The organism is Neorhizobium alkalisoli (assembly GCF_002968635.1).
Lineage (GTDB): Bacteria > Pseudomonadota > Alphaproteobacteria > Rhizobiales > Rhizobiaceae > Neorhizobium > Neorhizobium alkalisoli.
Genome location: NZ_PVBN01000010.1, coordinates 22,875 through 45,082, shown reverse-complemented (window position 1 = coordinate 45,082; position 22,208 = coordinate 22,875). Strand labels below are relative to the sequence as shown.

Sequence of the window (22,208 nt, the reverse complement as noted above, 5' to 3'; positions counted from 1 at the left end):
GGTTGCAATGACGCTTGACAGTGCCCGCTCTTCAACACTCCCTCTGCGAGGTGTTCTCGGCCGCTGGTTCGTGTCGAATGCCTTGCTGGCCGCACCTCAAGCCGCCGCGCCGGTTGCCTTTGCTCTATTGGCGTTACCGCTTACCGGCGACGCGAAAAGCGGGGCGGCCATCGTCATGGCAATGACCGCTGCGCAAGTGTTAGGCGCGGTTCCCGTCGCTCGCCTCGGCCGAACCTATAACGCTGTTACATACCTGAAACTCTTGATCGTCATCAGGACGCTTGCTTTTGCAGTCATCGCCGTTCTTGGCGCGTGCGAAGCTCCATTCGTCCTGATGATCATCGCGGGTGCCGCCGCGGGATTCGTCAACGGAGCGGCCAGCGGCTACATGCGAGCCATCCTGAACTACATCACCGGACCCGGACACCTGCTCAAATCCTTGGGAATCGCGGCGACCCTCAACGAGGTGACGTTTGTCGCAGCGCCTGTCGTAGCGTCCCTCCTCGGTTCTTTATCCCCTCCTCTCGCTATCGGCGCCATGACGCTTCTGGGAAGCGCGCCGCTCTTTCTAATCCCGCGCCTGCCGCATGCCCGCGCTCCTGCGCCGACTGGAACAGATAGCGCCCTGATCAAACCCGCGATCCTGCTTTGGCTTTTTTGCGCCGCGGCGGGAGGATCGGCAGTAGGCGTGATAGAGGTTGGCGCGGTGGCTTTCGCGCTGGATTTCGGTTTCAAACCGGAACTCGGGGTCATTTTCACGGTAGCACTCTGCATCGCCTCAGTGTGTGGCGGAGTGTGGGTCAGCGTTCGCAACCGCTTGGCTCAGCGGGGCACAGTGGTCTTACTTCTCGCGGTCGCTGCGTCCGGAACAACGTTGGTTTCCTTGCGCCACTCGGTCGAACTGTCCGTCCTCGGCTGTGTCATCGTGGGACTGATGATTGCGCCCTTGGGCACCTATTATTCGGTCGTCCTAGACGGGCTTGCCCCTCCGTCGAAGAGACCGGAGGTGTTTGCTTTGCTCCGTACAGCCAGCGCCGTTGGAGTCATCTTTTCCAGCGCTATGCTTACCTGGACACCGCTCACATGGGCATTGTTTAGCAACGCGATATTATTTACGGGGGCAGCTCTCGCCGCGTTGTGCTCAGTTATTTCGGCAATAAACAAACCTGACCAGTAGCCGGCATATTCGCGCTCAATGAACATTTTAGGGCTTTTGGAGGTTGTTATTAGGCGGGCCTCCTGACCGCCATCCGTTCACGCCTCATCCTATGCGACGGCCTGACCCGTGCGGGAACCGGTTAAGTCCACAGGAGAATGCAGGCTATGATGCGCCGAACGGCAGATGCAATAAAGCCGCATCAGTCTCAGCGCGTTATTACCGACCAAACAGCAGAAAAGTTAACGCGGCAGGGATACCTTAATTCCGTTTGAGCTTTTTGACTTGGAAAGGCCCTCGCCACTCTCCAGCGCAGAGCCTGGAACCGGCGAAGGCCAGGCCAGTTTGGTGGTCCGGATTGGCCGCGTCTGGCAATGATTAAAGTGGGAGAGGTTGTCATCGTGGCGCAGATGGGATCTGAGCGATCATTTCGATCTCGACGGAAGCATTTGCCGGTAGAGCAGCCACGCCAATCGTTGTGCGTGCAGGAAAGGGTTGTTTGAAGCGTTGTGCGTAGGCTGAATTCATGTCCTCAAAATCCGCCATGTCGGTGAGATAGACGTTGCATTTAACCACGTCATCGAAAGTAAGGCCAGCCTCACGCAGGACACTCTCCAGATTATTCAAGCATTGCGTTGTCTGTGCTCCGACGTCTCCGGTCACCAAACGGCCGGTAACCGGGTCAAGGGGCGTCTGCCCGGATAAATAAGCATACCCTGATATCGAGATCACGCCATGTGAATAGGGGCCGATGGCCGCAGCACTTCTCGCCATTATTGCGTTTCGCATTTTGCTTCCTTTGTTCCATCTTCAATTGGGATGCTTGCAGATCTACAGCTTTGCCGGGTTGTCGCTAAGGCAACTGCCATTGGCGCACCGTTATACTGAGGCGGGCGTCACGGTCTCGATTTGTCCTGCTCCTTTTAGAACTGCCGCGAGCTTCCGGCAATGTGGCCCTGGGCCAGAAGCCTGTGCGGCGGTACTGCCAAGGGTTCAGCAAAGCCGACACGGCCACGCAAAACCGGCAATAATGTTGCCCCGCCCTTCTCAGCATTTCGAAGCGACAGACCCGATCATTCGCGGGATACCGCCATCTTATTAGATGGAAGGTCCTCGAATGCGGTAGTACGTCGGACAGGTGGAAGATCTGTGCAGACGCCGAGCGCCACCTCTGCGGTGAAGCCAATCGTCTCGCCGAGCGTGGGATGGGGGTGAATGGTCCGGCCGATATCCAGGGCATCCGCCCCCATTTCGATTGCAAGGCAGACTTCGCCTATCATATCGCCGGCGTTTGGACCGATGATGGCGCCGCCAATGATCCTTCCGGTTTCTTCCGAAAAGATCAGCTTCGTCATCCCAAAGTCAGCGCCGTTAGCGATGGCCCGCCCGGATGCCGACCATGGGAATTTCGCGACCTTCACTTTCAAGGCGTCGTTTGCCGCTCTCTCCTCTGTCATGCCGACCCAGGCAATCTCAGGGCTGGTGTAGCACACGGACGGGACAAGGTCGGTGTCAAAGCCCGCCTTGTGGCCGGCGGCGACTTCAGCCGCGGCATGGCCCTGATGTACGGCCTTGTGGGCTAGCATGGGCTGACCGACGATATCGCCGATTGCAAAGATATGGGCGACGGCCGTGCGCATCTCCCGGTTCACTGAGATGAAGCCGTTGTCGGTTGAAAGGCCAGCAGCGTCCAGCTCCAGATGATCTCCGTTCGGCCTGCGCCCGGATGCCTGCAGAACGAGCTCGTAGCTGAGCGTTTCGTCGACCTTTCCCGAGAAGCTGACCTCGATGCCTTCCTTTTTTGCAACAGCCGCCTCGACCGTGGTTTCGGTCATAACTCGGTCGAACCTGTGCCGGTTTTGCTTCAGCCAGATCGCCACCAGATCGCGGTCGACCCCGGCAAGCAAACCATTCAACCGCTCCACCACGTCGACGCGGCTGCCGAGAGCACTATAGACCGTCGCCATCTCAAGGCCGATGATGCCGCCCCCGACCACGAGCATTCTCTTCGGAACGGATTCTAAGCGCAGCGCACCGGTTGAAGTGACGATCCTGGGGTCATCGGGTAACATCGGCAATTTCACCGCCGAGGATCCCGCGGCGATGATGCAGTTTCGAAAAGAGATCTTGGTTGTCGTCTCGTTCCCGGCAATCCGCAGGGTATTCGGCCCGTCGAAGACCGCCGTGCCGGTTACGACCTCGACCTTACGCGTCCGCGCCATGCCGGCGAGACCGTCGGTCAGCCTCTTGACGACAGAGGACTTGTAATCTCGCACCCTCGCAATATCGATCGTCGCGTCACCGAAATCGATGCCGTGTTTTCCGAGTGTTTCAGCCTCTTCCTTTATCGCCGCGAGATGCAGCAAGGCCTTTGAAGGAATGCATCCGACATTCAGGCAAACGCCTCCAAGCCTTTCGTAACGCTCGACCAGCATCGTCTTCAGGCCCAGGTCAGCGGCTCGAAAAGCCGCCGAGTAGCCCCCCGGTCCACCACCAATGACGACGACATCCACCATATTTGGCGGCGGATCATTCTGTTGCTCTCCCTCAGCAGGCGTGGCTACGGTGGCAAATACAGGAACTTCGGTCTCGGATACTTCAACCTTGGCTGGCAGAGTTCCCTCGCTGATCTTGTCTCCGACGGCCACGAGCACCTCAAGTATGGTGCCGGCGACCGGCGACGGAACGTCCATCGTCGCCTTGTCGCTTTCGACGGTTAGCATCGACTGATCGACCTCTATCGAGACGCCCTTGCTAAGGAGCAGTTCCACAACAGGGACATCCTTGACGTCGCCTAAGTGCGGAACGCGGATTTCAGCGATCGTCATGACCACACCTCACAGGATTGCGCGGCGGAAATCGCCGAGAAGCGAGGAAACATGGCCGAGGAAGTGCGCTGCCGCGACGCCATCCACCACACGATGGTCCCAGGAAAGGCTGATCGGCATAATGAGGCGCGGTTCGAACTCCCGGCCGTTCCACACCGCCTGCATCGCCGAGCGGGCTGCGCCCAGAATGGCGACCTCCGGGGCATTGATGATGGGCGTGAAACCTGTGCCGCCGATACCTCCAAGGGAGGAAACCGAGAAACAGCCGCCTTGCATGTCGGCCGGCGAGAGGGCACCATCGCGCGCCTTATCTGCGAGCGCGGACATCTCGTGGGCGATATCGATAAGCCCCTTCCTGTCGCAATCCCTGATGACAGGAACCATCAGCCCCTTCGGGGTATCAACAGCGAAGCCAATGTTCACATATTTCTTCAGAATCAGTTCGTTGCCGACAAGGGACGAATTGAACTGCGGGTATTTCTTCAACGTCAGGGCGGAGGCCTTCATGAGGAAAGCGACCATCGTCAGCTTGACGTACGGCTTTCGCTTTTCGCCATTAAGCTGTGTGCGGAAGCTCTCGAGGTCCGTGACATCCGCATTGTCGAAGTTCGTGACATGGGGGATAGTCAGATAGTTGCGGCTGAGGCTCGCGCCGGAAATCTCCTGAATTCGGCTGAGCGGCTTTCGCTCGATTTCGCCGAACTTCGCGAAATCGATCTGCGGCCATGGCGGCAGATCGGCAAATGCTGTGCCTCCTCGGGCGGCCGACGGTTTGGCGCCCTTGAGTTCCCCTTTCACGAAACCCTGGACGTCCTCACGCAGAATCCTTCCCTTGGGGCCGCTGGCTTTGACCCGTCCAAGATCGACACCCAATTCGCGCGCATAGGCCCTGACCGACGGCGTGGCGTGCAGCAATGTCCCTGCCGCGGTGGTATGGTCTTGCGCCGGCACGATGACCGGCGGCGTGACAGCCAAGATCGCGGGCGCGGCGGGGGAAGCGGGCGCCGGCTGCTCTTTTGCCGGAAGCTGGTTCGCCGCGGACGTTTTAGCGCCGATGGGCTCGATCTCGGCAATGGGAGCTCCCTGCGAGACCTTCGCGCCGATTTCGACGAGAAGAGCGGTGATACGGCCGGCAGACGGAGATGGAACCTCCATCGTCGCCTTGTCGGTCTCGAGCGTGATGATCGGATCGTCTATCGCGATGACGTCGCCGGGTTTCACGGTGATTTCGACGATCGGAACATCCTTGTAGTCCCCAATGTCAGGGAGATATATCTTCTGAACTACACTCATAGTGCGACCTTTCTTAATCGGAGATTCAGAGGGTCCAAGGCGCTGCAGCACCGGCGTTGATGCCATATTTGCTGATGGCGCCGGCAACAGTTTTTGCATCGATGGCCCCCTCTCTCCCCAGGGCGGCGAGAGCCGCAACAACGATGTTGTGCTTGTCGACCTCGAAGAAGTTGCGCAATGCCGCACGCGTATCGCTTCGCCCAAAACCATCGGTCCCGAGCGCCACGAAGGGCCCCTTCACATATGAACTGATCATCTGCGGCAACGCGCGGACATAGTCCGTCGCCGCGACAATCGGGGCCTCTCCTGCAAGCAGTGTTTCCACATGGCTGCGGCGCGCCTCCTTTTGCGGCGACAGGCGGTTTTCACGCTCAATTGCCGCAGCCTCGCGGGCAAGCTCGCTGAAGCTCGTCGCGCTGAAGACCGATGCCTCGATGTTCCAGTCGCTTTTGAGCAGTTCGCTTGCGGCGACGACTTCCGGCAGGATTGCGCCGGCGCCGACCAGGCGTACTTTAGCATCCGGCTGACCGGCAGGGCCGAGTCGGTACATTCCTTTGAGGATGCCGTCGCGCGAGCCCTCCGGCATTGGCGGTTGCGCGTAGTTCTCGTTCATCGCGGTGATGTAGAAGAATTCGTCGCGGTTCTGCTCCAGCATCCGCCGGGCGCCTTCATCGATGATCACCGCCATTTCGTAAGCGTAAGCGGGATCATAGGCGCGGCAGTTTGGAATGGTCGAGGCAACGAGATGGCTCGAACCGTCCTGATGCTGAAGCCCCTCCCCGCCGAGCGTTGTTCGCCCTGCTGTTGCACCAATTAGGAAGCCACGCGCCCGCTGGTCGGCAGCCGCCCAGATGAGATCGCCGACGCGCTGGAAGCCGAACATGGAGTAATAGATATAGAATGGCAGCATTGGCACGCCATGTACGCTGTAGGACGTTGCCGCCGCCACCCAGGACGAGATTGCACCCGCTTCGGTAATGCCTTCCTCCAGAAGTTGCCCGTTAATGGCCTCCTTGTAGTAGAGCATCGAGCCAGCATCCTCGGGTTCGTAGAGCTGGCCGACCGGGGAATAGATGCCAACCTGCCGGAAGAGGTTCGCCATCCCAAAGGTCCGCGCTTCATCGGCGACGATGGGAACGACGCGCTGGCCGATACCCGGATCCTTAATCAGGTTGCTGAACAGGCGCACGGCTGCAGTCGTCGTCGAATTCTCCCGCCCGTCGCTGGAAAGTGCGAACGCAGCATAGCTGTCGATCGGCGGCACCGTCAGCGGCTCGGCTTTCTGCCGGCGCTGCGGAACATATCCGCCGAGCTCGCTCCGGCGCGAGCGCAAATAGGCGAGTTCGGGCGAGTCGTCTGCCGGACGATAGAATTCCAGCTTTTCGACCTGAACGTCCGACAGGGGCAGCGAGAACTTGTCTCGAAACGCCTTCAGGGCATCGACGTCGAGCTTCTTTGCTTGGTGCGCGGTCATGCGGGATTCGCCCGCGCCCCCCATGCCGTAACCCTTCTTGGTCTTGGCCAGGATGACGGTAGGGCGACCCTTCGTTTCCTTAGCGGCCTTGAAGGCGGGATAGAGCTTACGGAAGTCATGGCCCCCCCGCTTCAGCGCGTCGATCTCGCGCTCGGACATATGCGAGACCAGCTTGCGAACCTCCGGATCCTCATCGAAGAAGTTCACTAGATTGTACGCCCCATCATGGGCACCGAGCGACTGATACTTTCCGTCGACAGTCGCTGCGAACCGGCGCAGCAGGGCGTGGTTCTTATCGGCGGCGAAGATCGCGTCCCACTCCGATCCCCAGAGTACCTTGATCACGTTCCAGCCGGCGCCAAGGAACAGGTTTTCCAGCTCCTGGATAATTTGGCCATTGCCGCGGACCGGGCCGTCGAGGCGCTGGAGATTGCAGTTGACGATGAAGGTCAGGTTGTCGAGGGATTCCCGGCTCGCCAGCGAAAGACCCGCAATCGATTCTGGCTCGTCCATCTCACCGTCGCCGAACACGCCCCAGACGTGCCGACCGTCGGTCTGCGCAAGCCCTCGGTCGCGCAGATAGCGCAGGAAACGGGCCTGATATACAGCATTGATCGGTCCAATGCCCATCGAGCCCGTGGGAAACTGCCAGAAATCGGGCATCAGCCATGGATGAGGATAGGAACACAAGCCGGCGCCGCCGATCTCCTGCCGGTAGTTCTTCAAATGGTCTTCGCTAAGCCGCCCCTCCAGAAAGGCACGCGCATAAACGCCTGGCGCGGAATGCGGCTGGAAGTAGACAAGGTCACCACCGCCCTCGCCCGGTCCTTTGAAGAAGTGGTTGAAGCCGACTTCAAAAATTTCAGCCGCAGAGGCATAGCTCGCAACATGCCCGCCGAGCTCACCATAAGCCTTGTTGGCCCGCACGACCATTGCCAGGGCATTCCAGCGGATGATGGAGGTGATCCGCTCCTCGAGTTCGAGATCGCCGGGGAACGGCGGCTGCTTGGAGAGCGCGATAGAATTGCGATACGGCACGTAAGGTAGCGCCTGCGGGTAGATGCCCAACTCGCGCGCCCTTTTTTCGAGGGCGCTCAACAACTCACGAGCTCTGGCCTCACCTTCGAACGCAGTAACAGCGTCGAGTGAGGCAAGCCATTCGTTGGTCTCTATGTCCTGTTCGACATTATTGTTCATACTAACATTCATAGCTCGGTCTCCTCACCAAGGTCGTTGGGTTACACATTGCGTCGCCTGCCTTCGAGTAGATCCAGGATGGAGTTGGCGGCATCCAGGACATTGGTGCCGGGGCCGAAGACGGCGGCGACGCCTTGGCTCATCAGGTAGTCGTAATCCTGCCGAGGCACGACGCCGCCGACCACGACGATGACGTTTTCGGCTTGCCTGTCCTTCAGAGCCTGGACGAGTTGCGGTGCCAGCGTCTTGTGGCCCGCAGCGAGCGACGACATGCCGACGACCTGGACGTTTTGCCCGACCGCGAGATCGGCTGCCTCTTCAGGCGTCTGGAAGAGCGGACCGGCAAACACGTCGAAACCGATGTCCCCGAAGGCCGAGGCGATCACCTTGGCGCCACGGTCGTGGCCGTCCTGACCGAGCTTGGCAACCATGACCTTCGGTCTGGCGCCGAGCGTCCGGGAATAGCTGCCAAGACGCGAGACGATTGTCTTATATTCCGGATCGTCCGCATAAGCGGGTCCGTAGATATCGCTGACGACCTCCGGAACAGCCAAGTGACCGCCGAAGGCTTGACGCATCGCATCGGAGATTTCGCCGACGGTAGCCCGGGCGCGGGCGGCTTCGATCGCTACTTCCAGCAGGTTTCCCTCCCCGGTCTCGGCGGCCTCTTCCAAGACCGCCAGCGCCGCCGCCACGCGCTTGGGATCGCGCTGGCGGCGCACCTCTTCCAGCCGCTTGATCTGTGCCTTGCGGACCGCAGTGTTGTCGATCGCCAGGATGTCCAGTTCGTCCTCGTTCTCCAGCCGGTATTTGTTGACGCCGACGATGATCTCCTCGCCGCGGTCCACCGCAGCCTGGCGCCGGGTGGCAGCCTCCTCGATCAGCCGCTTCGGCAGACCTTCGGCGACAGCTTTCGTCATGCCCCCCATGGCCTCTACCTCCTCGATCAAAGCCCAGGCCTTTTCCGCCAGTTCATTGGTCAGGCTTTCGACATAGTAGGAGCCGGCCAGCGGATCGACGACCTTGGTGATGCCGGTCTCGTGCTGCAGGATGAGCTGGGTATTGCGGGCGATGCGGGCAGAAAAATCCGTCGGAAGCGCCATTGCCTCGTCCAGCGCATTGGTGTGCAGCGACTGCGTGCCACCGAGAACGGCCGAGAGAGCCTCATAGGCCGTACGAATGACGTTGTTATAAGGATCCTGCTCCTGCAGCGAGACGCCCGACGTCTGACAATGGGTGCGCAGCATCAGCGACGAAGATTTTTGAGGCTTGAACTCCTCCATGATCCGCGACCAAAGCAGACGGGCGGCGCGCAACTTGGCCGCCTCCATGAAGAAGTTCATGCCGATCGCGAAGAAGAAGGAAAGGCGGCCGGCGAATTCGTCGACATTCAGCCCCTTGGCCAGCGCGGCGCGAACATATTCGCGGCCGTCGGCCAGCGTGAAGGCGAGTTCCTGCACCAGCGTCGCACCCGCCTCCTGCATGTGATAGCCGGATATGGAAATCGAGTTGAAACGCGGCATTTCCTTCGCCGTGAATTCGATGATATCGGCGACGATCCGCATGGAAGGCTCGGGCGGATAAATGTAGGTGTTGCGGACCATGAACTCCTTCAGGATGTCGTTCTGGATGGTTCCAGAAAGCTCTGCCCGCGAACAGCCCTGCTCCTCACCAGCGACGATGAAGGAGGCAAGGATCGGGATGACCGCACCGTTCATGGTCATGGAGACAGACATGTCCTTCAGCGGGATGCCGTCGAACAGGATCTTCATATCCTCGACGCTATCGATCGCCACCCCTGCCTTGCCGACATCGCCCTCGACGCGCGGATGATCGGAATCATAGCCACGATGGGTGGCAAGATCGAAGGCCACCGACAGACCCTTCTGGCCAGCGGCGAGGTTGCGGCGATAGAAGGCATTGGAGGCTTCGGCCGTCGAGAAGCCGGCATATTGGCGAATGGTCCAAGGCCTTCCGGCATACATGGTGGCACGGGGCCCACGCACGAACGGTTTGAAGCCCGGCAGCGAGTCCAGATGATTCACGCCCTGAAGATCTTCGGCAGAGTAGAGCGGCTTGACGTCGATGCCCTCGGCCGTGTGCCAGACGAGCGTTTCCGGCGAAGCTTTCAGCTCCTTCGCAGCAAGCGCCTCCCAATCCTTGACGGTCTTTTCGGCTTTCACGGTCTTCTCGGCCATCACTCGAACTCCATGATCAACTCGTCGACCGCCAGGCTTTGGCCCTGGCTCGCGGCGACGTGCTTGACGATGCCCCTGCGCTCGGCCTTCAGCACGTTTTCCATCTTCATCGCCTCGACGGTCGCGAGCGTCTGGCCGGCTTCGACGGCGTCCCCGGCTTTCACCGAGACAGAGGTAATGACGCCGGGCATGGGGCAGAGCAGCATCTTCGAGGTGTCCGGCGGCAGCTTTTTCGGCATCAGGCGGGCAAGTTCGGCCACGCGGGGCGAACGGACGCGGGCGGTGACGTCCATGCCGCGCCAGCGCAACCGCACTGCGGAGCCGATGAGGTTGACCTTGACCCCCATCGTCTCGCCGCCGACATGGAAGCGGGCATGGCTCTGGCCCGGCAGCCAGCCGCTGGCGACGGAAAGCTGTGTTCCTTCTTCGAAGCCGGCAAGCGTCACCACCCAGTCCTTGCCGATCACCCGGCGATGATTGCCGATCGTGCCGGAAATCTGTACCGCCCGCTCCTGCAGGGCCTGATGGACCAGGACGCCGATGGCGGCGAGCTTCCTCGCGGCCGCCTCATCGGGATGCACGCCCGAAAAACCTTCCGGGAATTCCTCGGCGATGAAGGCCGTGGTGATCTTTCCGGAGCGAAAACGGTCGTGATCCATGACGGCCGAGAGGAAGGGCAGATTGTGGCCGATGCCGTCCACCTCGAAATCGTCGAGCGCCTTGCCCATCGCGTCGATCGCCGTCAGACGATCAGGCGCCCAGGTGCAGAGTTTTGCGATCATCGGGTCGTAGTACATGGAGATCTCGCCGCCCTCGAAGACGCCGGTATCATTGCGGACCACGGTGCCGTCATCCTGCCGGCCTTCCGCGGGCGGGCGGTAGCGGGTCAGCCGGCCGATCGACGGCAGGAAGTTGCGGTAGGGATCCTCGGCATAAAGCCGGCTTTCGATCGCCCAGCCATTCAGCTTGACGTCGTCCTGGCCGAACGACAGCTTTTCGCCTGACGCAACGCGGATCATCTGCTCGACGAGATCGATGCCGGTGACGAGCTCGGTCACCGGGTGCTCCACCTGCAGGCGGGTGTTCATCTCGAGGAAATAGAAATTTCTGGCGCCGTCGACGATGAACTCCACCGTGCCGGCCGAGAAATAACCGACCGCCTTTGCCAGCGCGACCGCCTGTTCGCCCATGGCCCGCCGAGTTTCGGCGTCGAGGAAGGGCGACGGGGCTTCCTCGATGACCTTCTGGTTGCGGCGCTGGATCGAGCATTCGCGCTCGCCGAGATAGAGCGTGGTGCCGTGTTGATCGCCGAGCACCTGGATTTCGATATGGCGCGGCTGGTCGACGAACTTTTCGATGAAGATGCGGTCGTCGCCGAACGAGTTCTTCGCCTCGTTGCGGGAGGACTGGAAACCTTCGCGCGCCTCGGCATCGTTCCAGGCAATCCGCATGCCCTTGCCGCCCCCGCCGGCCGACGCCTTGATCATCACAGGATAACCGATCGAGGCGGAGATTTTTACCGCTTCCTCGGCATCCTCGATCAGGCCCATATGGCCAGGAACGGTAGAGACGCCGGCTTCAGCGGCGATCTTCTTCGAGGTGATCTTGTCGCCCATCGCCTGGATGGCTTTCACCGGCGGGCCAATGAAAACGACGCCGGCCTTTTCCAGCGCCTGCGCGAAAGCGGCATTTTCCGAAAGGAAGCCATAACCCGGATGCACCGCATCCGCGCCGGTCGTCCGGATCGCCTCCAGGATCTTGTCGATGACGATATAGGACTGGGATGACGGTGCCGGGCCGATGTGAACAGCCTCGTCCGCCATCCGTACATGCAGCGCCTCGGCATCCGCGTCCGAATAGACCGCCACCGTCTTTATGCCCATCTTGCGGGCCGTCTTGATGACCCGGCAGGCGATCTCGCCGCGATTGGCGACGAGGATTTTGTTGATCATGAAAATGGTCCTCACAACGGGATCGTGTCGTGTTTCTTCCAATGCGTCATCACCTGCTTGTTGCGCAGCGAAGCGAAGGCGCGGGCGATGCGGCGACGTGACGAGTGGGGCATAATCACTTCGTCGATGAAGCCGCGTTCGGCGGCCTTGAACGGGTTGGCGAAGTTGACCTCGTATTTTGCCGTGCGCGCGGTGATTTTTTCCGGGTCGCCGAGTTCCGAGCGGTAAAGGATTTCGGTCGCTCCCTTGGCACCCATGACGGCGATTTCGGCGGTCGGCCAGGCGTAGTTGACGTCGGCACCGATATGTTTCGAGGCCATCACGTCATAGGCGCCGCCATAGGCTTTTCGGGTGATCAGCGTGACCATCGGCACGGTCGCTTCGGAATAGGCAAAGAGTAGTTTCGCGCCATGCTTGATGACGCCGCCATATTCCTGCGCCACGCCCGGAAGGAAGCCCGGCACGTCGACCAGCGTCAGGATCGGGATCGAGAAGGCGTCGCAGAAACGCACGAAACGGGCGGCCTTGCGGGAACTGTCGATGTCGAGGCAGCCGGCCAGCACCATCGGCTGGTTGGCGACGACGCCGACGGTCTGGCCTTCCAGCCGGATGAAGCCGGTGATGATGTTCCTCGCATAGGCTTCCTGGATCTCGAAGAAATCGCCCTCGTCGGCGATCGCAAGGATCAGTTCCTTCATGTCGTAGGGTTTGGCGGCGCTGTCCGGGATCAGGCTGTCGAGGCGGTTCTCGACGCGGGCCGGATCGTCGTGGAAGGGACGGACCGGCGGCTTTTCGCGGTTGTTCAGGGGCAGGAAATCGAAGAGCTGGCGGACGGCCTCCAGCGCCTCGATGTCATTCTCGAAGGCGGCGTCGGCGACCGAGGATTTTTTCGTGTGGGTGCCAGCGCCGCCGAGTTCCTCGGCCGTGACGATCTCGTTGGTGACGGTCTTCACCACGTCCGGGCCGGTGACGAACATGTAGGAACTGTCGCGCACCATGAAGATGAAGTCGGTCATAGCGGGCGAATAGACCGCGCCGCCCGCGCAGGGCCCCATGATGACGGAAATCTGCGGGACGACGCCGGAGGCTTCGGCGTTGCGGCGAAAAACTTCCGCGTAACCGGCGAGCGAGGCGACGCCTTCCTGGATGCGGGCGCCGCCGGAATCGTTCAGCCCGATCACCGGGGCGCCGACGCGCACGGCCATGTCCATGATCTTGCAGATTTTTTGCGCATGCGTTTCCGAGAGCGAGCCGCCGAGAACCGTAAAGTCCTGGGAGAAGACATAGACCTGTCGACCGTTGATCGTGCCCCAGCCGGTGACGACGCCATCGCCCGCGACCTTCTGCTCGGCCATGCCGAAATCCACCGCCCGGTGAGTGACATACATGTCGAACTCCTCGAAGGAGCCCTCGTCGAGCAGGACCTCGACGCGCTCGCGGGCCGTCAGCTTGCCCTTAGCATGCTGCGCCTCGATACGCTTGCTCCCGCCGCCGAGCCTTGCCTCCGCCCGGCGTTTCTCGAGTTGTTCCAAGATTGCTCGCATTTAGTCCTCCACGCCTCTCCGACATTCTGATGATAGGAAAGGGTTCCCCAGGGAATGCTTGATCGAACGGCCTCTCATTAGAGACCAGATCTTCTTCCGACTTGTGGTGCAGGGTTGGCGCCAGGCAGCCACCCTCGGGCCGACGAATCGCTATGCGTCAAGGACCAGGCGCTGCCCCGCACACCCCGCAACACAGACGATTACATCACGCTCCCGCTCAGCGGGACTAAGAACGCGATCTCGGTGCACCGGAGGTCCTTCGATCCATGGAGTTCGACAGGCTCCACAAATGCCGCCTTCGCAAGAAAACGAAATATTCGCGTCGAGTTCCTCCAGGATCTCCACGATACTGTCATTCGGCTCCACGACGGCTTGCCTGCCGCTTTGTGATAAAACGACCGTGAAGGGCTTGGCCTCTGGGTCGACTGCGGGCCTTGCTACCGCAAACCGCTCGACGTGGACGCGATCAGCTGGCCATGAACCCACAGCAGCCTCAAAGGCCTTTAGCATGGGTTCGGGACCGCAACAGAAGACTTTTGCGCCCGAACCATAGCCGGCCGTAATTGCCTTATAATCAGGAAATGGGTCGTACCGCGTGTCGGAGATATGTACATGGCCGGAGCGGATCGCCGGTTCGATCATGTGCTGAATACTGGCAGGACCATTGCTTGACCAATGCAGCACGTAGTTCGTCAAGCCCCTATTTTCCATCTCTCGTATAACGGATATGAACGGTGTTATACCGATGCCCCCCGCTACGAAGATGTTCATGTTCTCAAGATCGAAATCCATCCCACCGCGGGGAAGGGAAACGTCAACGCGCGTACCCGGTTTGAGGCACTCATGGATGAAGCGGGAGCCTCCCCGCCCATTGTCTTCGCGTTTAATGCCAAGAACATAGCGGTTGTTCTCAAAGGGCGCGTTGCACAAGGAGTAGGTTCTGATGAGCTTCTTATCGAGGTGCAGGTCAATATGGGCGCCTGGCTTGAATGGCGGCAACTCCCAGCGATCCTCATCCTCAAGGACAAGCACTTTCACACCCGGCAAAGGTTCGCTGATCTCTTTGATGATGGTCGCGACTGTTCGTATCGGCTTGACCATCAGTATGGCCTCACGACATCACCGACGCGCACTTCTCCACCCTCGATGATCCTGCAATTCAGTCCGGATCTGTGCACCATCGGGTCGAATACAGCCTTGCCGAGAATCTCCTCGATGTGGCGGCATGGAGTCGACAATCGCGTGGCCTCGAGAACACATTCTCCCACACGAAACCGGTTTGACACCAGATGGTTAAGCGGCACCCCGCGGACGGTGATGTTGCGCCGATGCTCCTCAGGAAGCATCTCGACTGAATAGTCGCGCTTGATCGCTTCCAGCGCTTCCATTTCGAAGAGAGTTACCTGCCGGCCCTCCTCCGGTTTATGCGAATAAAAGCCGGCTTCGTGCCCGATCAAATAGCGATCGCCCTCGATACCGCGACCTGCGATTAAAGTGAGGCTCTCAAACCCGCGCATCGGAAGAAACGCGCGAGGGGTTTTGTGTAAGTAACATACAGTGCCTTGCCAACTGATGGTGGCGTTGCCTTCAACCGTTTCTTCCGACAGTTCCATTGCGTGTAGCTCCAGACCTCTTCAAGTGTATGCTCTGCAGATCCATCCCCTCCGGATCGATCACGGCACCCGCCTTTCGTTTCTGCGAAAGGATCAAGCAGGCTCGCGTTCCATGGGGTGCGCTGAGGCGGCTTGCGAAATGGGTTATGGGATCATTCTATAGCCATGACACATTATGTCAATAAGTGTCCTATAGGAAACGTCGTGTCATTGAGTAGCATGCTCGGACAGCCTGAACTGCTCGTCGAGAATCCGGCTTTTGGCTTTCTGAATAAGACGCAGCAGTTGCGTTTGCGCGACAAGGACCGTAAATCTTAGCCAAACTTGGGGATGACGATGGTGCGCAGCGAGGATGAAGGCAACGTGGTGGAGGCCAGTGGAGATGGTCGGGCTTCCAGGGAAAAGGCTACCACGATGCCGATTCTGTTGAAGAAAATCCGTTCCCAGCATCAAATGACACTCGAAATGCTTGCCGAAAAGAGCGGCCTTACCAAGAGCTACATCTCGAAAGTCGAGCGTGGCTTGGCCAAACCGTCTATCGAGACGGCTCTCAAGCTTGCGCATGCCATGAATGTATCAGTCGAGACGCTGTTCGCAACCCAGCCATCAACCGAACTCTATTCAGTTACTCGTGCTGAAAACGGCGCAGCAGGTGATCTAGGTCAGTATCTCTCTCTGGTTGGCGGCCTCGCGCCGAATTCGAAGATGCGTGCCTTTATCGTGCGTCCGGTCCCGAGGTCTCGCCGAAGCCGAACTTTAAGCCATCACTCAGGCGAGGAAATACTATTCGTTTTGCGCGGTACCATAGAGTTGCAGATCGACAAGCGAATCGAAACATTGAATGTTGGTGATTGCGTTACATTAGATCCTGAAAAGTCTCATCGACTGGTTGCATTGGAAGACGGCCCTTGCGAGGCGTTGGTAATTATCAACTCGAGCGAATGACCTATTCGCTTTTCTAGCATGCTGCTGACGCTTGAACCTGGTGGGTGAACCGGGTGTCACGCCGCCATATAAAGCCATCCTACTCTTTAACATGGCTTAGACGCTTACCGGTTCAGCCACCCCGACAGAGGCTCCCAAATTAATCGCAAGCCTTTGGCCCCGGCTACGTGCCATCCTGACAAGCAATGGCTTGTCTGTTCCGATAGCTAGCCGTCCTCTTCGGAGGGCCCAAAATCGGGACACGAGGCGTACCGTCCTTCTCTGAAACAAAGAAGAGTTGTGTCCCCAAAGTTTCCTGATTGACATTCTGTGTCATTGCGTTGAGTATTGCCACCAATCCCTCGGAAGGGATTGGCTACGTGGGTGGCAAAGGTGAACGATGTTCCGAAGGTCCGTCGTGATTACGTCCAAACATCCACAGTGGAGGAGCAGCAGTAGCTACCATCAGTGTAGGTCGGGGATGATCGTCTCCGACAATGGCTGGTCGCGTTCCGCGGCACTGCCCGCGCTGAAAACTTGGATCTAGGCAAACAAAACACGGGAGGGTTTCATGTTCAGCCAGCGTATCAAAAATCTCATGGGGTGCGTCTTCGCTGCCGTCACTGTGATGACGAGCAGTGCCGCGATCGCCGGGCCAACTTTGCAAAAGATAAAAGATAGGGGAGAACTCGCTTGCGGGGTTTCCCAGGGTATCGGTGGGTTCTCTATGCCCGACAGTTCGGGAAAATGGACCGGCTTGGACGTTGATCTATGTCGCGCGATTGCATCGGCGATTTTCGATGACCCTAATAAGGTCCAGTTCGTTGCACTTTCCGCAAAGGATCGCTTCACCGCGCTCCAGTCGGGCGCCGTCGACCTGCTGTCACGCAATACGACTTGGACGATGTCTCGGGAATCCGCGCTCGGCATGAGCTTCTCTGTCGTCAATTTCTACGACGGCCAGGGCTTCATGGCCAACAAATCCCTAGGCGTGAGCTCTCTCAAAGACCTTTCAGGTGCAACGGTTTGCCTTACTTCCGGTACGACACACGAAATGAATCTCGCCGACTACTTTCGTACCCATAAGCTCAAATATGAGGCCATTGTTTTCGTCACCGCTGACGAGACGATCAAAGCGTTCGAGGCGAATCGTTGCGACGTTTACAGTGCAGACACGTCTGCCGTTTACGCTCAGAAAAGCAAGCTGAAGCAGCCGGACGAATATGTCGTTCTGCCAGAATTGATTTCCAAAGAACCACTAGGGCCTGCTGTCCGCCAAGGCGATGCTGAGTGGGGCAACATAGTGAAGTGGACGCATTTCGCAATGATCAACGCAGAGGAACTCGGTGTAAATCGGGCTAATGTTGTTGAAATGAGGAAATCCGAAAATCCCGAAATACGGCGCCTTTTGGGACTTGAGGGCAACCTTGGTGAATCCCTCGGCTTGTCCAAGGACTGGGCTGATCGGATCGTTCGTCACGTTGGAAACTACGGCGAGATCTTCGAAGCAAACGTGGGATCTCAGTCGCCGCTCGGCATCAAGAGGGGTGTGAATTCGCTCTGGTCGAATGGCGGCCTGCAGTACGCCCCACCGATCCGCTAGTGCTGTTGAAAGCGAGGGCTGCTGAAAGCGTCCTCGCCGGCTCGATGCCTGACTGTGCCAATCATTTCTCCTGCAGGCCGTAGGTCAAGATGTTTAAGCAAAACCAATCCGCTGGGCGGCGAACCGCCGTTGTCAATGATCCGAAATTCAGAGCTTTGGTTGCTCAAGGTCTGCTAGTTGGCATCGTGCTTTTCTGTGCCTATAGCGGCCTGAAAAATGCAACGTCGAACTTGGCTGAGCAGCGGATTGCAAGCGGCTTTGGGTTCTTAGGGCAGACTGCCGGCTTTGGTATCGCACAAACACTGATACCATGGAACGAGGCTATGACATATGCGCGCGCCTACTTTGTCGGCCTGCTCAATACGCTCACGGTCTCACTCTTTGCAATTTTTTTCGCGACGATCCTCGGGTTTTGCGTGGGCATCCTTCGCCTTAGTCCAAACTGGACGCTTTCGCGCTTGGCGAAATGGTATGTCGAAATCGTCCGCAATCTTCCGCTGCTGTTCCAGATCCTGTTTTGGTACTTGGCTGTTCTGGCGACTATGCCTGCACCTCGTTCCGCGATCTCATTCCTCGACTTCGTCTTTATCAGCCAACGAGGAATTGCTTTTCCTCGCCCCGAGTTTCAGGAGGGATCCTGGCTTTGGGCCGCAGCAATGGTGGGCGGATTGCTGCTTGGTTTTGCTCTAAGGCGTTGGTCAAGGATTGAAGCCTTGGGGGCGAAGCGCACTAAGTTGTCTTCATTGGCTCTTGCTATCGTCATATTCGGAACATTTCTCCTTCTGGCTAAGTTCTATGGATCTCCCATAGCTTTCTCCATACCCCAGAAGGAGCGGTTTAACCTCACAGGCGGTTTAACAATCATTCCAGAATTCGCCGCTTTTGTTGTTGCTTTGACCATTTACGGGTCAGCCTTCATCGGCGAGATTGTCCGCGCCGGGATTCAAGCTGTGCCTAAAGGGCAGACCGAGGCGGGTCGCTCACTGGGAATCGGAAAGCGCCATTTGCTGCGCTTCATCATAGTCCCGCAGGCACTCCGCATCATTATTCCTCTCTTGACCAGCCAATATCTGAACATACTCAAGAATTCCTCCCTGGGGGTAAGCATTGGGTACCCGGAACTGGTTTCCGTCGGTGGGACGATTTTGAACCAGACTGGTCAGGCAATCGAGGTCGTTGCGATGTGGATGGCAACATATCTAACCATCTCGTTGCTGACTTCCGTCTTCATGAATTGGTACAACGCGCGGATCGCGCTTGTGGAACGGTGAGCGTCGATGGAAACCTACGTGCAATCTCACCCCATTCCCGTCGCGCAGCCACCGAAGCACGCATCTCCCCTGGGCCGTTGGTTACGCCACGAAATTCTAGCAAGCCCAATACAGGCGGTCGGTACTCTGCTGGGACTTTCTCTTGCCTTGACGCTGATCTGGGCGCTGGTCGACTTTACGATCGTGAATGCGGTCTGGACGGGCTCTAACCGGGCAGCCTGCGCAATGGTCGACCAACAATTGGGCGCATGCTGGCCGTTCATCAAGGACAAGCTTGGGCAACTGATGTACGGGTTCTATCCAGCAGACGCCAGATGGCGCGTCAATCTGGTTTACGCGGTGGGGCTGGTGCTATTGATCCCGCTCCTTCACCCACGCGCGCGGTACAAGTTACACCTGAGCATAGCCTTCTTTGGATTATTTCCGCTCTTTGCCTACGTTCTATTGTACGGGGGGCCTGTATTCCGACCATGGCTCCGCGCTGGCGCTACATTGGTCTGTTTTCTCGCACTAACGTGCCTTGCGGTGCACCTAAAGCTCATAAACGAGCAACCTTTTGCACGCCAGGTCCGCGCGTTTGGGCTAGTGGTTGCTTCCATCGTGGCTCTTGTCGTCGGCCTCGCGATCGCTCCGGTCTTTGAGGTTGCTGACAGGCTCAACTTTGCATTGCTTCTCCTGTGCCTGGTGGCTCTCGCCGAGAACCGATCCCCGCGCGGCGAAGATCGCGTTTGGGCAGAGCGCGGTTTCTGCCTTGCCTGGGCGGGATTCGTTCTGGGACTCTCATGTGGCTTTGACATCGTCGCTCAGCCCGCGTTGCAAATCATACCAACATCTCAGTGGGGCGGGTTGTTCGTGACCCTTGTCGTAGCAACGACGGGGATCGTAGCCTCTGTACCAATCGGGATCGTTCTTGCTTTGGCGCGGCGCTCTTCTGCACCAATCATCCGCACATTGGCCATCGGCTTCATCGAAATTGTTCGCGGTGTTCCGCTGATAACCATTCTCTTTTTCTCCACCTATATGCTCCCCTTGTTCCTAGATCAGCCCCCCGATGGGTTGGTCCGCGTCCTGATTGGGGTCTCCTTATTCGCGGGCGCGTACATGGCGGAAATTATTCGGGGGGGACTGCAAGCAATCCCGAAAGGCCAATACGAGGCCGCAGCCAGCCTTGGACTGGGTTATTCGCAGACAATGGGATTGATAGTGTTGCCTCAGGCTATTCGCCTGGTCATCCCGGGAGTTGTCAACAGCTTTATCGGGCTGTTTAAAGACACGACACTCGTGTCGGTCGTTTCGATCTTCGACCTCTTGGGGGGAATGCGCGCCGCGTTTACGGATCCGGCTTGGTCCGGCCCATCCATACTCTACACCGGCTTTGCGTTCACGGGGATGATCTATTTCGGCTTTTGCTACCTGATGTCGAGCTACTCCCGTCTAATGGAAGAGCACCTGCGCGTCGATCATCGAACCTGAAACGCCACCGTCTCCCCGCTGCCCGCCGATACTAGGCTGCTTAAAATCCACAGCAATGAATCAGACAGGGAACAAGAATGCTGACAGCCCAGAATACACCCGAACTCATGGCCGACCCCATGGCAATCCGTATGGTTGGCGTCAACAAGTGGTTTGGCGCTTTGCATGTCCTACGCGACGTCAATCTCGAAATTACGCGCGGGCAGAAACTCGTAATCTGCGGGCCATCCGGCTCCGGCAAATCGACGATGATCCGGTGCATCAATGGGTTGGAAGCCCATCAAGAGGGTACCATCGTCGTAGAGGGAACGGAGTTGACCGAGGACCTCAAGAAAGTGAACGAAATTCGACGCAATGTCGGCATGGTATTCCAACACTTCAACCTCTTTCCCCACCTCACAGTCCTCGAGAACCTGACTCTCGCGCCCGTATGGGTGAAGAAGCTCTCAAGGCGAGATGCTGAGGAGATCGCCATGCACTACCTCAGCAAGGTTAGAATCCCCGAGCAGGCCAATAAATATCCAGGTCAGCTCTCCGGAGGCCAACAGCAACGTGTTGCGATCGCCAGGTCCCTTTGTATGAGCCCGCGGATTATGCTGTTTGACGAGCCAACGTCCGCTCTGGATCCGGAAATGGTCAAGGAGGTCCTTGACACAATGATCTCCTTGGCGACTGACGGCATGACCATGCTCTGCGTCACCCATGAAATGGGATTCGCTCGTCAAGTGGCCGACCTAGTCGTCTTCATGGACCATGGTCAAGTCGTTGAGGTTAGCGGGCCAGAGGCGTTTTTCGGAAGTCCGAAACACGAGCGAGCAAAGCTGTTTCTCAGCCAGATACTGCATTAACGCGGCCACCATGCGCCCTTTGAAGAGAGCCTAACATGACCAAACTTGTGCTTTTCGACTTCGAGCTCTCAGGGAACTGTTACAAGGTGCGGCTCTTTGCCTCGATGATCGGTTTGCCTCTGGTTCTGGAAAACGTGGAAGTGTTGAAAGGCGCAACCCGAACGGCGGAATTTGCCAGGTTGAATCCCTGGCAACAAATTCCGGTTCTAAAGGATGGCGACTTCGTTGTGCAGGACAGCCAAGCCATTCTGCTCTACCTCGCAATAAAGTATGCGCCTCAGTGGATCGACTCTTCGCCAGAAGGGATGGCCGCGATTGCGGAGTGGTTGTCATACGCTGCAAAAGAGGTGTCCATCGGGCCACAACTCTCAAGGCTGAACTTTCTCGATCCTCATGAGAAGATTGATCTGCCACGGGCTCAGACGATTGGCAGAAAAGTCCTAGATCTTCTTGATAGGACTTTGCAAGGTCGCGATTGGCTTTGCTTGGGCAAGCCGACAATCGCAGACCTTGCAGTCTTTCCGTACATAGGTCTGTCGCGGCAAGGTAAGCTCCCGTTAGATGAGCATTGCAATATTTTGGCTTGGATCGATCGGATACGCGCTTTGCCTGGCTATATTCCAATGCCTGGACTACCGGACGCGCGATGAGTTTCCCGGGGCAGGAAAAGTTAGAATCGATACTGGATTGCGGCGCCGAAAACCGCAAGTTGCTGGAGCAGTGCAAATTTCCGGCCCGCCTGATCGGTTTTGAGAGGGGTCTCGACGATGGGTCCGCACGGTCGCTGCATCTCGGCGTGGGGCGATCAAAGCGTGACGGTTAATCCACGCAGCA

The 22,208-nt window shown here is 58.3% G+C and carries 16 protein-coding genes; 7 read left to right on the top strand and 9 right to left on the bottom strand.

Annotation, left to right across the window (positions count from 1 at the left end):
- Positions 1–7 precede the first annotated feature (7 nt).
- Positions 8–1,177 carry an MFS transporter gene (locus C5L13_RS20255; protein WP_105385085.1) on the top strand — a complete coding sequence of 390 codons (1,170 nt, stop codon included), beginning with the start codon at positions 8–10 and terminating at the stop codon, positions 1,175–1,177.
- Positions 1,178–1,552: 375 nt separating this feature from the next.
- On the opposite strand, the gene C5L13_RS20250 is transcribed toward C5L13_RS20255, so the two are convergent.
- The 9 genes from C5L13_RS20250 to C5L13_RS20210 all read right to left on the bottom strand — a co-directional run bounded on the left by C5L13_RS20250 (position 1,553) and on the right by C5L13_RS20210 (position 15,255).
- On the bottom strand, positions 1,553–1,945 hold the full coding sequence (locus C5L13_RS20250; RefSeq protein WP_105385084.1) for a RidA family protein: 393 nt from the start codon (positions 1,943–1,945) through the stop codon (positions 1,553–1,555).
- A gap of 284 nt (positions 1,946–2,229) precedes the next feature.
- On the bottom strand, positions 2,230–3,984 hold the full coding sequence (gene lpdA / locus C5L13_RS20245; protein WP_105385083.1) for a dihydrolipoyl dehydrogenase: 1,755 nt from the start codon (positions 3,982–3,984) through the stop codon (positions 2,230–2,232).
- A gap of 9 nt (positions 3,985–3,993) precedes the next feature.
- Positions 3,994–5,277 (bottom strand): dihydrolipoyllysine-residue acetyltransferase, encoded by a 1,284-nt coding sequence (aceF, locus tag C5L13_RS20240; protein WP_245571383.1) that lies wholly within the window; start codon positions 5,275–5,277, stop codon positions 3,994–3,996.
- 25 nt (positions 5,278–5,302) lie between these two features.
- Entirely contained in the window at positions 5,303–7,960 is a 2,658-nt protein-coding gene (gene mdeB / locus C5L13_RS20235) for an alpha-ketoglutarate dehydrogenase (protein ID WP_105385081.1), read from the bottom strand.
- Positions 7,961–7,989: 29 nt separating this feature from the next.
- Complete coding sequence (gene scpA, locus C5L13_RS20230; protein ID WP_105385264.1) at positions 7,990–10,131, bottom strand: methylmalonyl-CoA mutase; 2,142 nt, start codon at positions 10,129–10,131, stop codon at positions 7,990–7,992.
- A 14-nt stretch (positions 10,132–10,145) separates the two neighbouring features.
- Positions 10,146–12,098 (bottom strand): acetyl-CoA carboxylase biotin carboxylase subunit, encoded by a 1,953-nt coding sequence (locus tag C5L13_RS20225; RefSeq protein ID WP_105385263.1) that lies wholly within the window; start codon positions 12,096–12,098, stop codon positions 10,146–10,148.
- An 11-nt stretch (positions 12,099–12,109) separates the two neighbouring features.
- Positions 12,110–13,642 (bottom strand): acyl-CoA carboxylase subunit beta, encoded by a 1,533-nt coding sequence (locus C5L13_RS20220; RefSeq protein WP_105385080.1) that lies wholly within the window; start codon positions 13,640–13,642, stop codon positions 12,110–12,112.
- Positions 13,643–13,792: 150 nt separating this feature from the next.
- On the bottom strand, positions 13,793–14,743 hold the full coding sequence (locus C5L13_RS20215; RefSeq protein ID WP_105385079.1) for a PDR/VanB family oxidoreductase: 951 nt from the start codon (positions 14,741–14,743) through the stop codon (positions 13,793–13,795).
- Positions 14,743–15,255 carry an MOSC domain-containing protein gene (locus tag C5L13_RS20210; protein WP_105385078.1) on the bottom strand — a complete coding sequence of 171 codons (513 nt, stop codon included), beginning with the start codon at positions 15,253–15,255 and terminating at the stop codon, positions 14,743–14,745. Before C5L13_RS20210 ends, C5L13_RS20215 begins: the two co-directional genes overlap by 1 nt.
- A gap of 336 nt (positions 15,256–15,591) precedes the next feature.
- Here C5L13_RS20210 and C5L13_RS20205 point away from each other — a divergent pair, with 336 nt between their 5' ends.
- From C5L13_RS20205 to C5L13_RS20180, 6 genes are all read left to right on the top strand, one after another.
- The gene (locus C5L13_RS20205) at positions 15,592–16,200 is read left to right on the top strand and encodes a helix-turn-helix domain-containing protein (RefSeq protein WP_245571380.1); all 609 of its coding nucleotides are present in this window, start codon (positions 15,592–15,594) and stop codon (positions 16,198–16,200) included.
- A 565-nt stretch (positions 16,201–16,765) separates the two neighbouring features.
- Complete coding sequence (locus C5L13_RS20200) at positions 16,766–17,782, top strand: amino acid ABC transporter substrate-binding protein (protein WP_407070455.1); 1,017 nt, start codon at positions 16,766–16,768, stop codon at positions 17,780–17,782.
- A gap of 89 nt (positions 17,783–17,871) precedes the next feature.
- Positions 17,872–19,053 (top strand): amino acid ABC transporter permease, encoded by a 1,182-nt coding sequence (locus C5L13_RS20195; protein WP_105385077.1) that lies wholly within the window; start codon positions 17,872–17,874, stop codon positions 19,051–19,053.
- Between the two features lie 6 nt (positions 19,054–19,059).
- Positions 19,060–20,526 carry an amino acid ABC transporter permease gene (locus C5L13_RS20190; protein WP_245571379.1) on the top strand — a complete coding sequence of 489 codons (1,467 nt, stop codon included), beginning with the start codon at positions 19,060–19,062 and terminating at the stop codon, positions 20,524–20,526.
- A gap of 77 nt (positions 20,527–20,603) precedes the next feature.
- Positions 20,604–21,374: an amino acid ABC transporter ATP-binding protein gene (locus C5L13_RS20185; RefSeq protein ID WP_105385076.1), complete on the top strand. Its 771-nt coding sequence runs from the start codon at positions 20,604–20,606 to the stop codon at positions 21,372–21,374.
- Between the two features lie 35 nt (positions 21,375–21,409).
- Entirely contained in the window at positions 21,410–22,024 is a 615-nt protein-coding gene (locus C5L13_RS20180; RefSeq protein WP_105385075.1) for a glutathione S-transferase family protein, read from the top strand.
- Positions 22,025–22,208 lie beyond the last annotated feature (184 nt).

Excerpts from the sequence above, each read along its gene's own strand:
- C5L13_RS20255 (WP_105385085.1), top strand. The coding sequence starts at position 8 with ATGACGCTTGACAGTGCCCGCTCTTCAACACTCCCTCTGCGAGGTGTT.
- C5L13_RS20250 (WP_105385084.1), bottom strand. The coding sequence starts at position 1,945 with ATGCGAAACGCAATAATGGCGAGAAGTGCTGCGGCCATCGGCCCCTAT.
- lpdA (WP_105385083.1), bottom strand. The coding sequence starts at position 3,984 with ATGACGATCGCTGAAATCCGCGTTCCGCACTTAGGCGACGTCAAGGAT.
- aceF (WP_245571383.1), bottom strand. The coding sequence starts at position 5,277 with ATGAGTGTAGTTCAGAAGATATATCTCCCTGACATTGGGGACTACAAG.
- mdeB (WP_105385081.1), bottom strand. The coding sequence starts at position 7,960 with ATGAATGTTAGTATGAACAATAATGTCGAACAGGACATAGAGACCAAC.
- C5L13_RS20225 (WP_105385263.1), bottom strand. The coding sequence starts at position 12,098 with ATGATCAACAAAATCCTCGTCGCCAATCGCGGCGAGATCGCCTGCCGG.
- C5L13_RS20220 (WP_105385080.1), bottom strand. The coding sequence starts at position 13,642 with ATGCGAGCAATCTTGGAACAACTCGAGAAACGCCGGGCGGAGGCAAGG.
- C5L13_RS20215 (WP_105385079.1), bottom strand. The coding sequence starts at position 14,743 with ATGGTCAAGCCGATACGAACAGTCGCGACCATCATCAAAGAGATCAGC.
- C5L13_RS20210 (WP_105385078.1), bottom strand. The coding sequence starts at position 15,255 with ATGGAACTGTCGGAAGAAACGGTTGAAGGCAACGCCACCATCAGTTGG.
- C5L13_RS20205 (WP_245571380.1), top strand. The coding sequence starts at position 15,592 with ATGGTGCGCAGCGAGGATGAAGGCAACGTGGTGGAGGCCAGTGGAGAT.
- C5L13_RS20195 (WP_105385077.1), top strand. The coding sequence starts at position 17,872 with ATGTTTAAGCAAAACCAATCCGCTGGGCGGCGAACCGCCGTTGTCAAT.
- C5L13_RS20190 (WP_245571379.1), top strand. The coding sequence starts at position 19,060 with ATGGAAACCTACGTGCAATCTCACCCCATTCCCGTCGCGCAGCCACCG.
- C5L13_RS20185 (WP_105385076.1), top strand. The coding sequence starts at position 20,604 with ATGCTGACAGCCCAGAATACACCCGAACTCATGGCCGACCCCATGGCA.
- C5L13_RS20180 (WP_105385075.1), top strand. The coding sequence starts at position 21,410 with ATGACCAAACTTGTGCTTTTCGACTTCGAGCTCTCAGGGAACTGTTAC.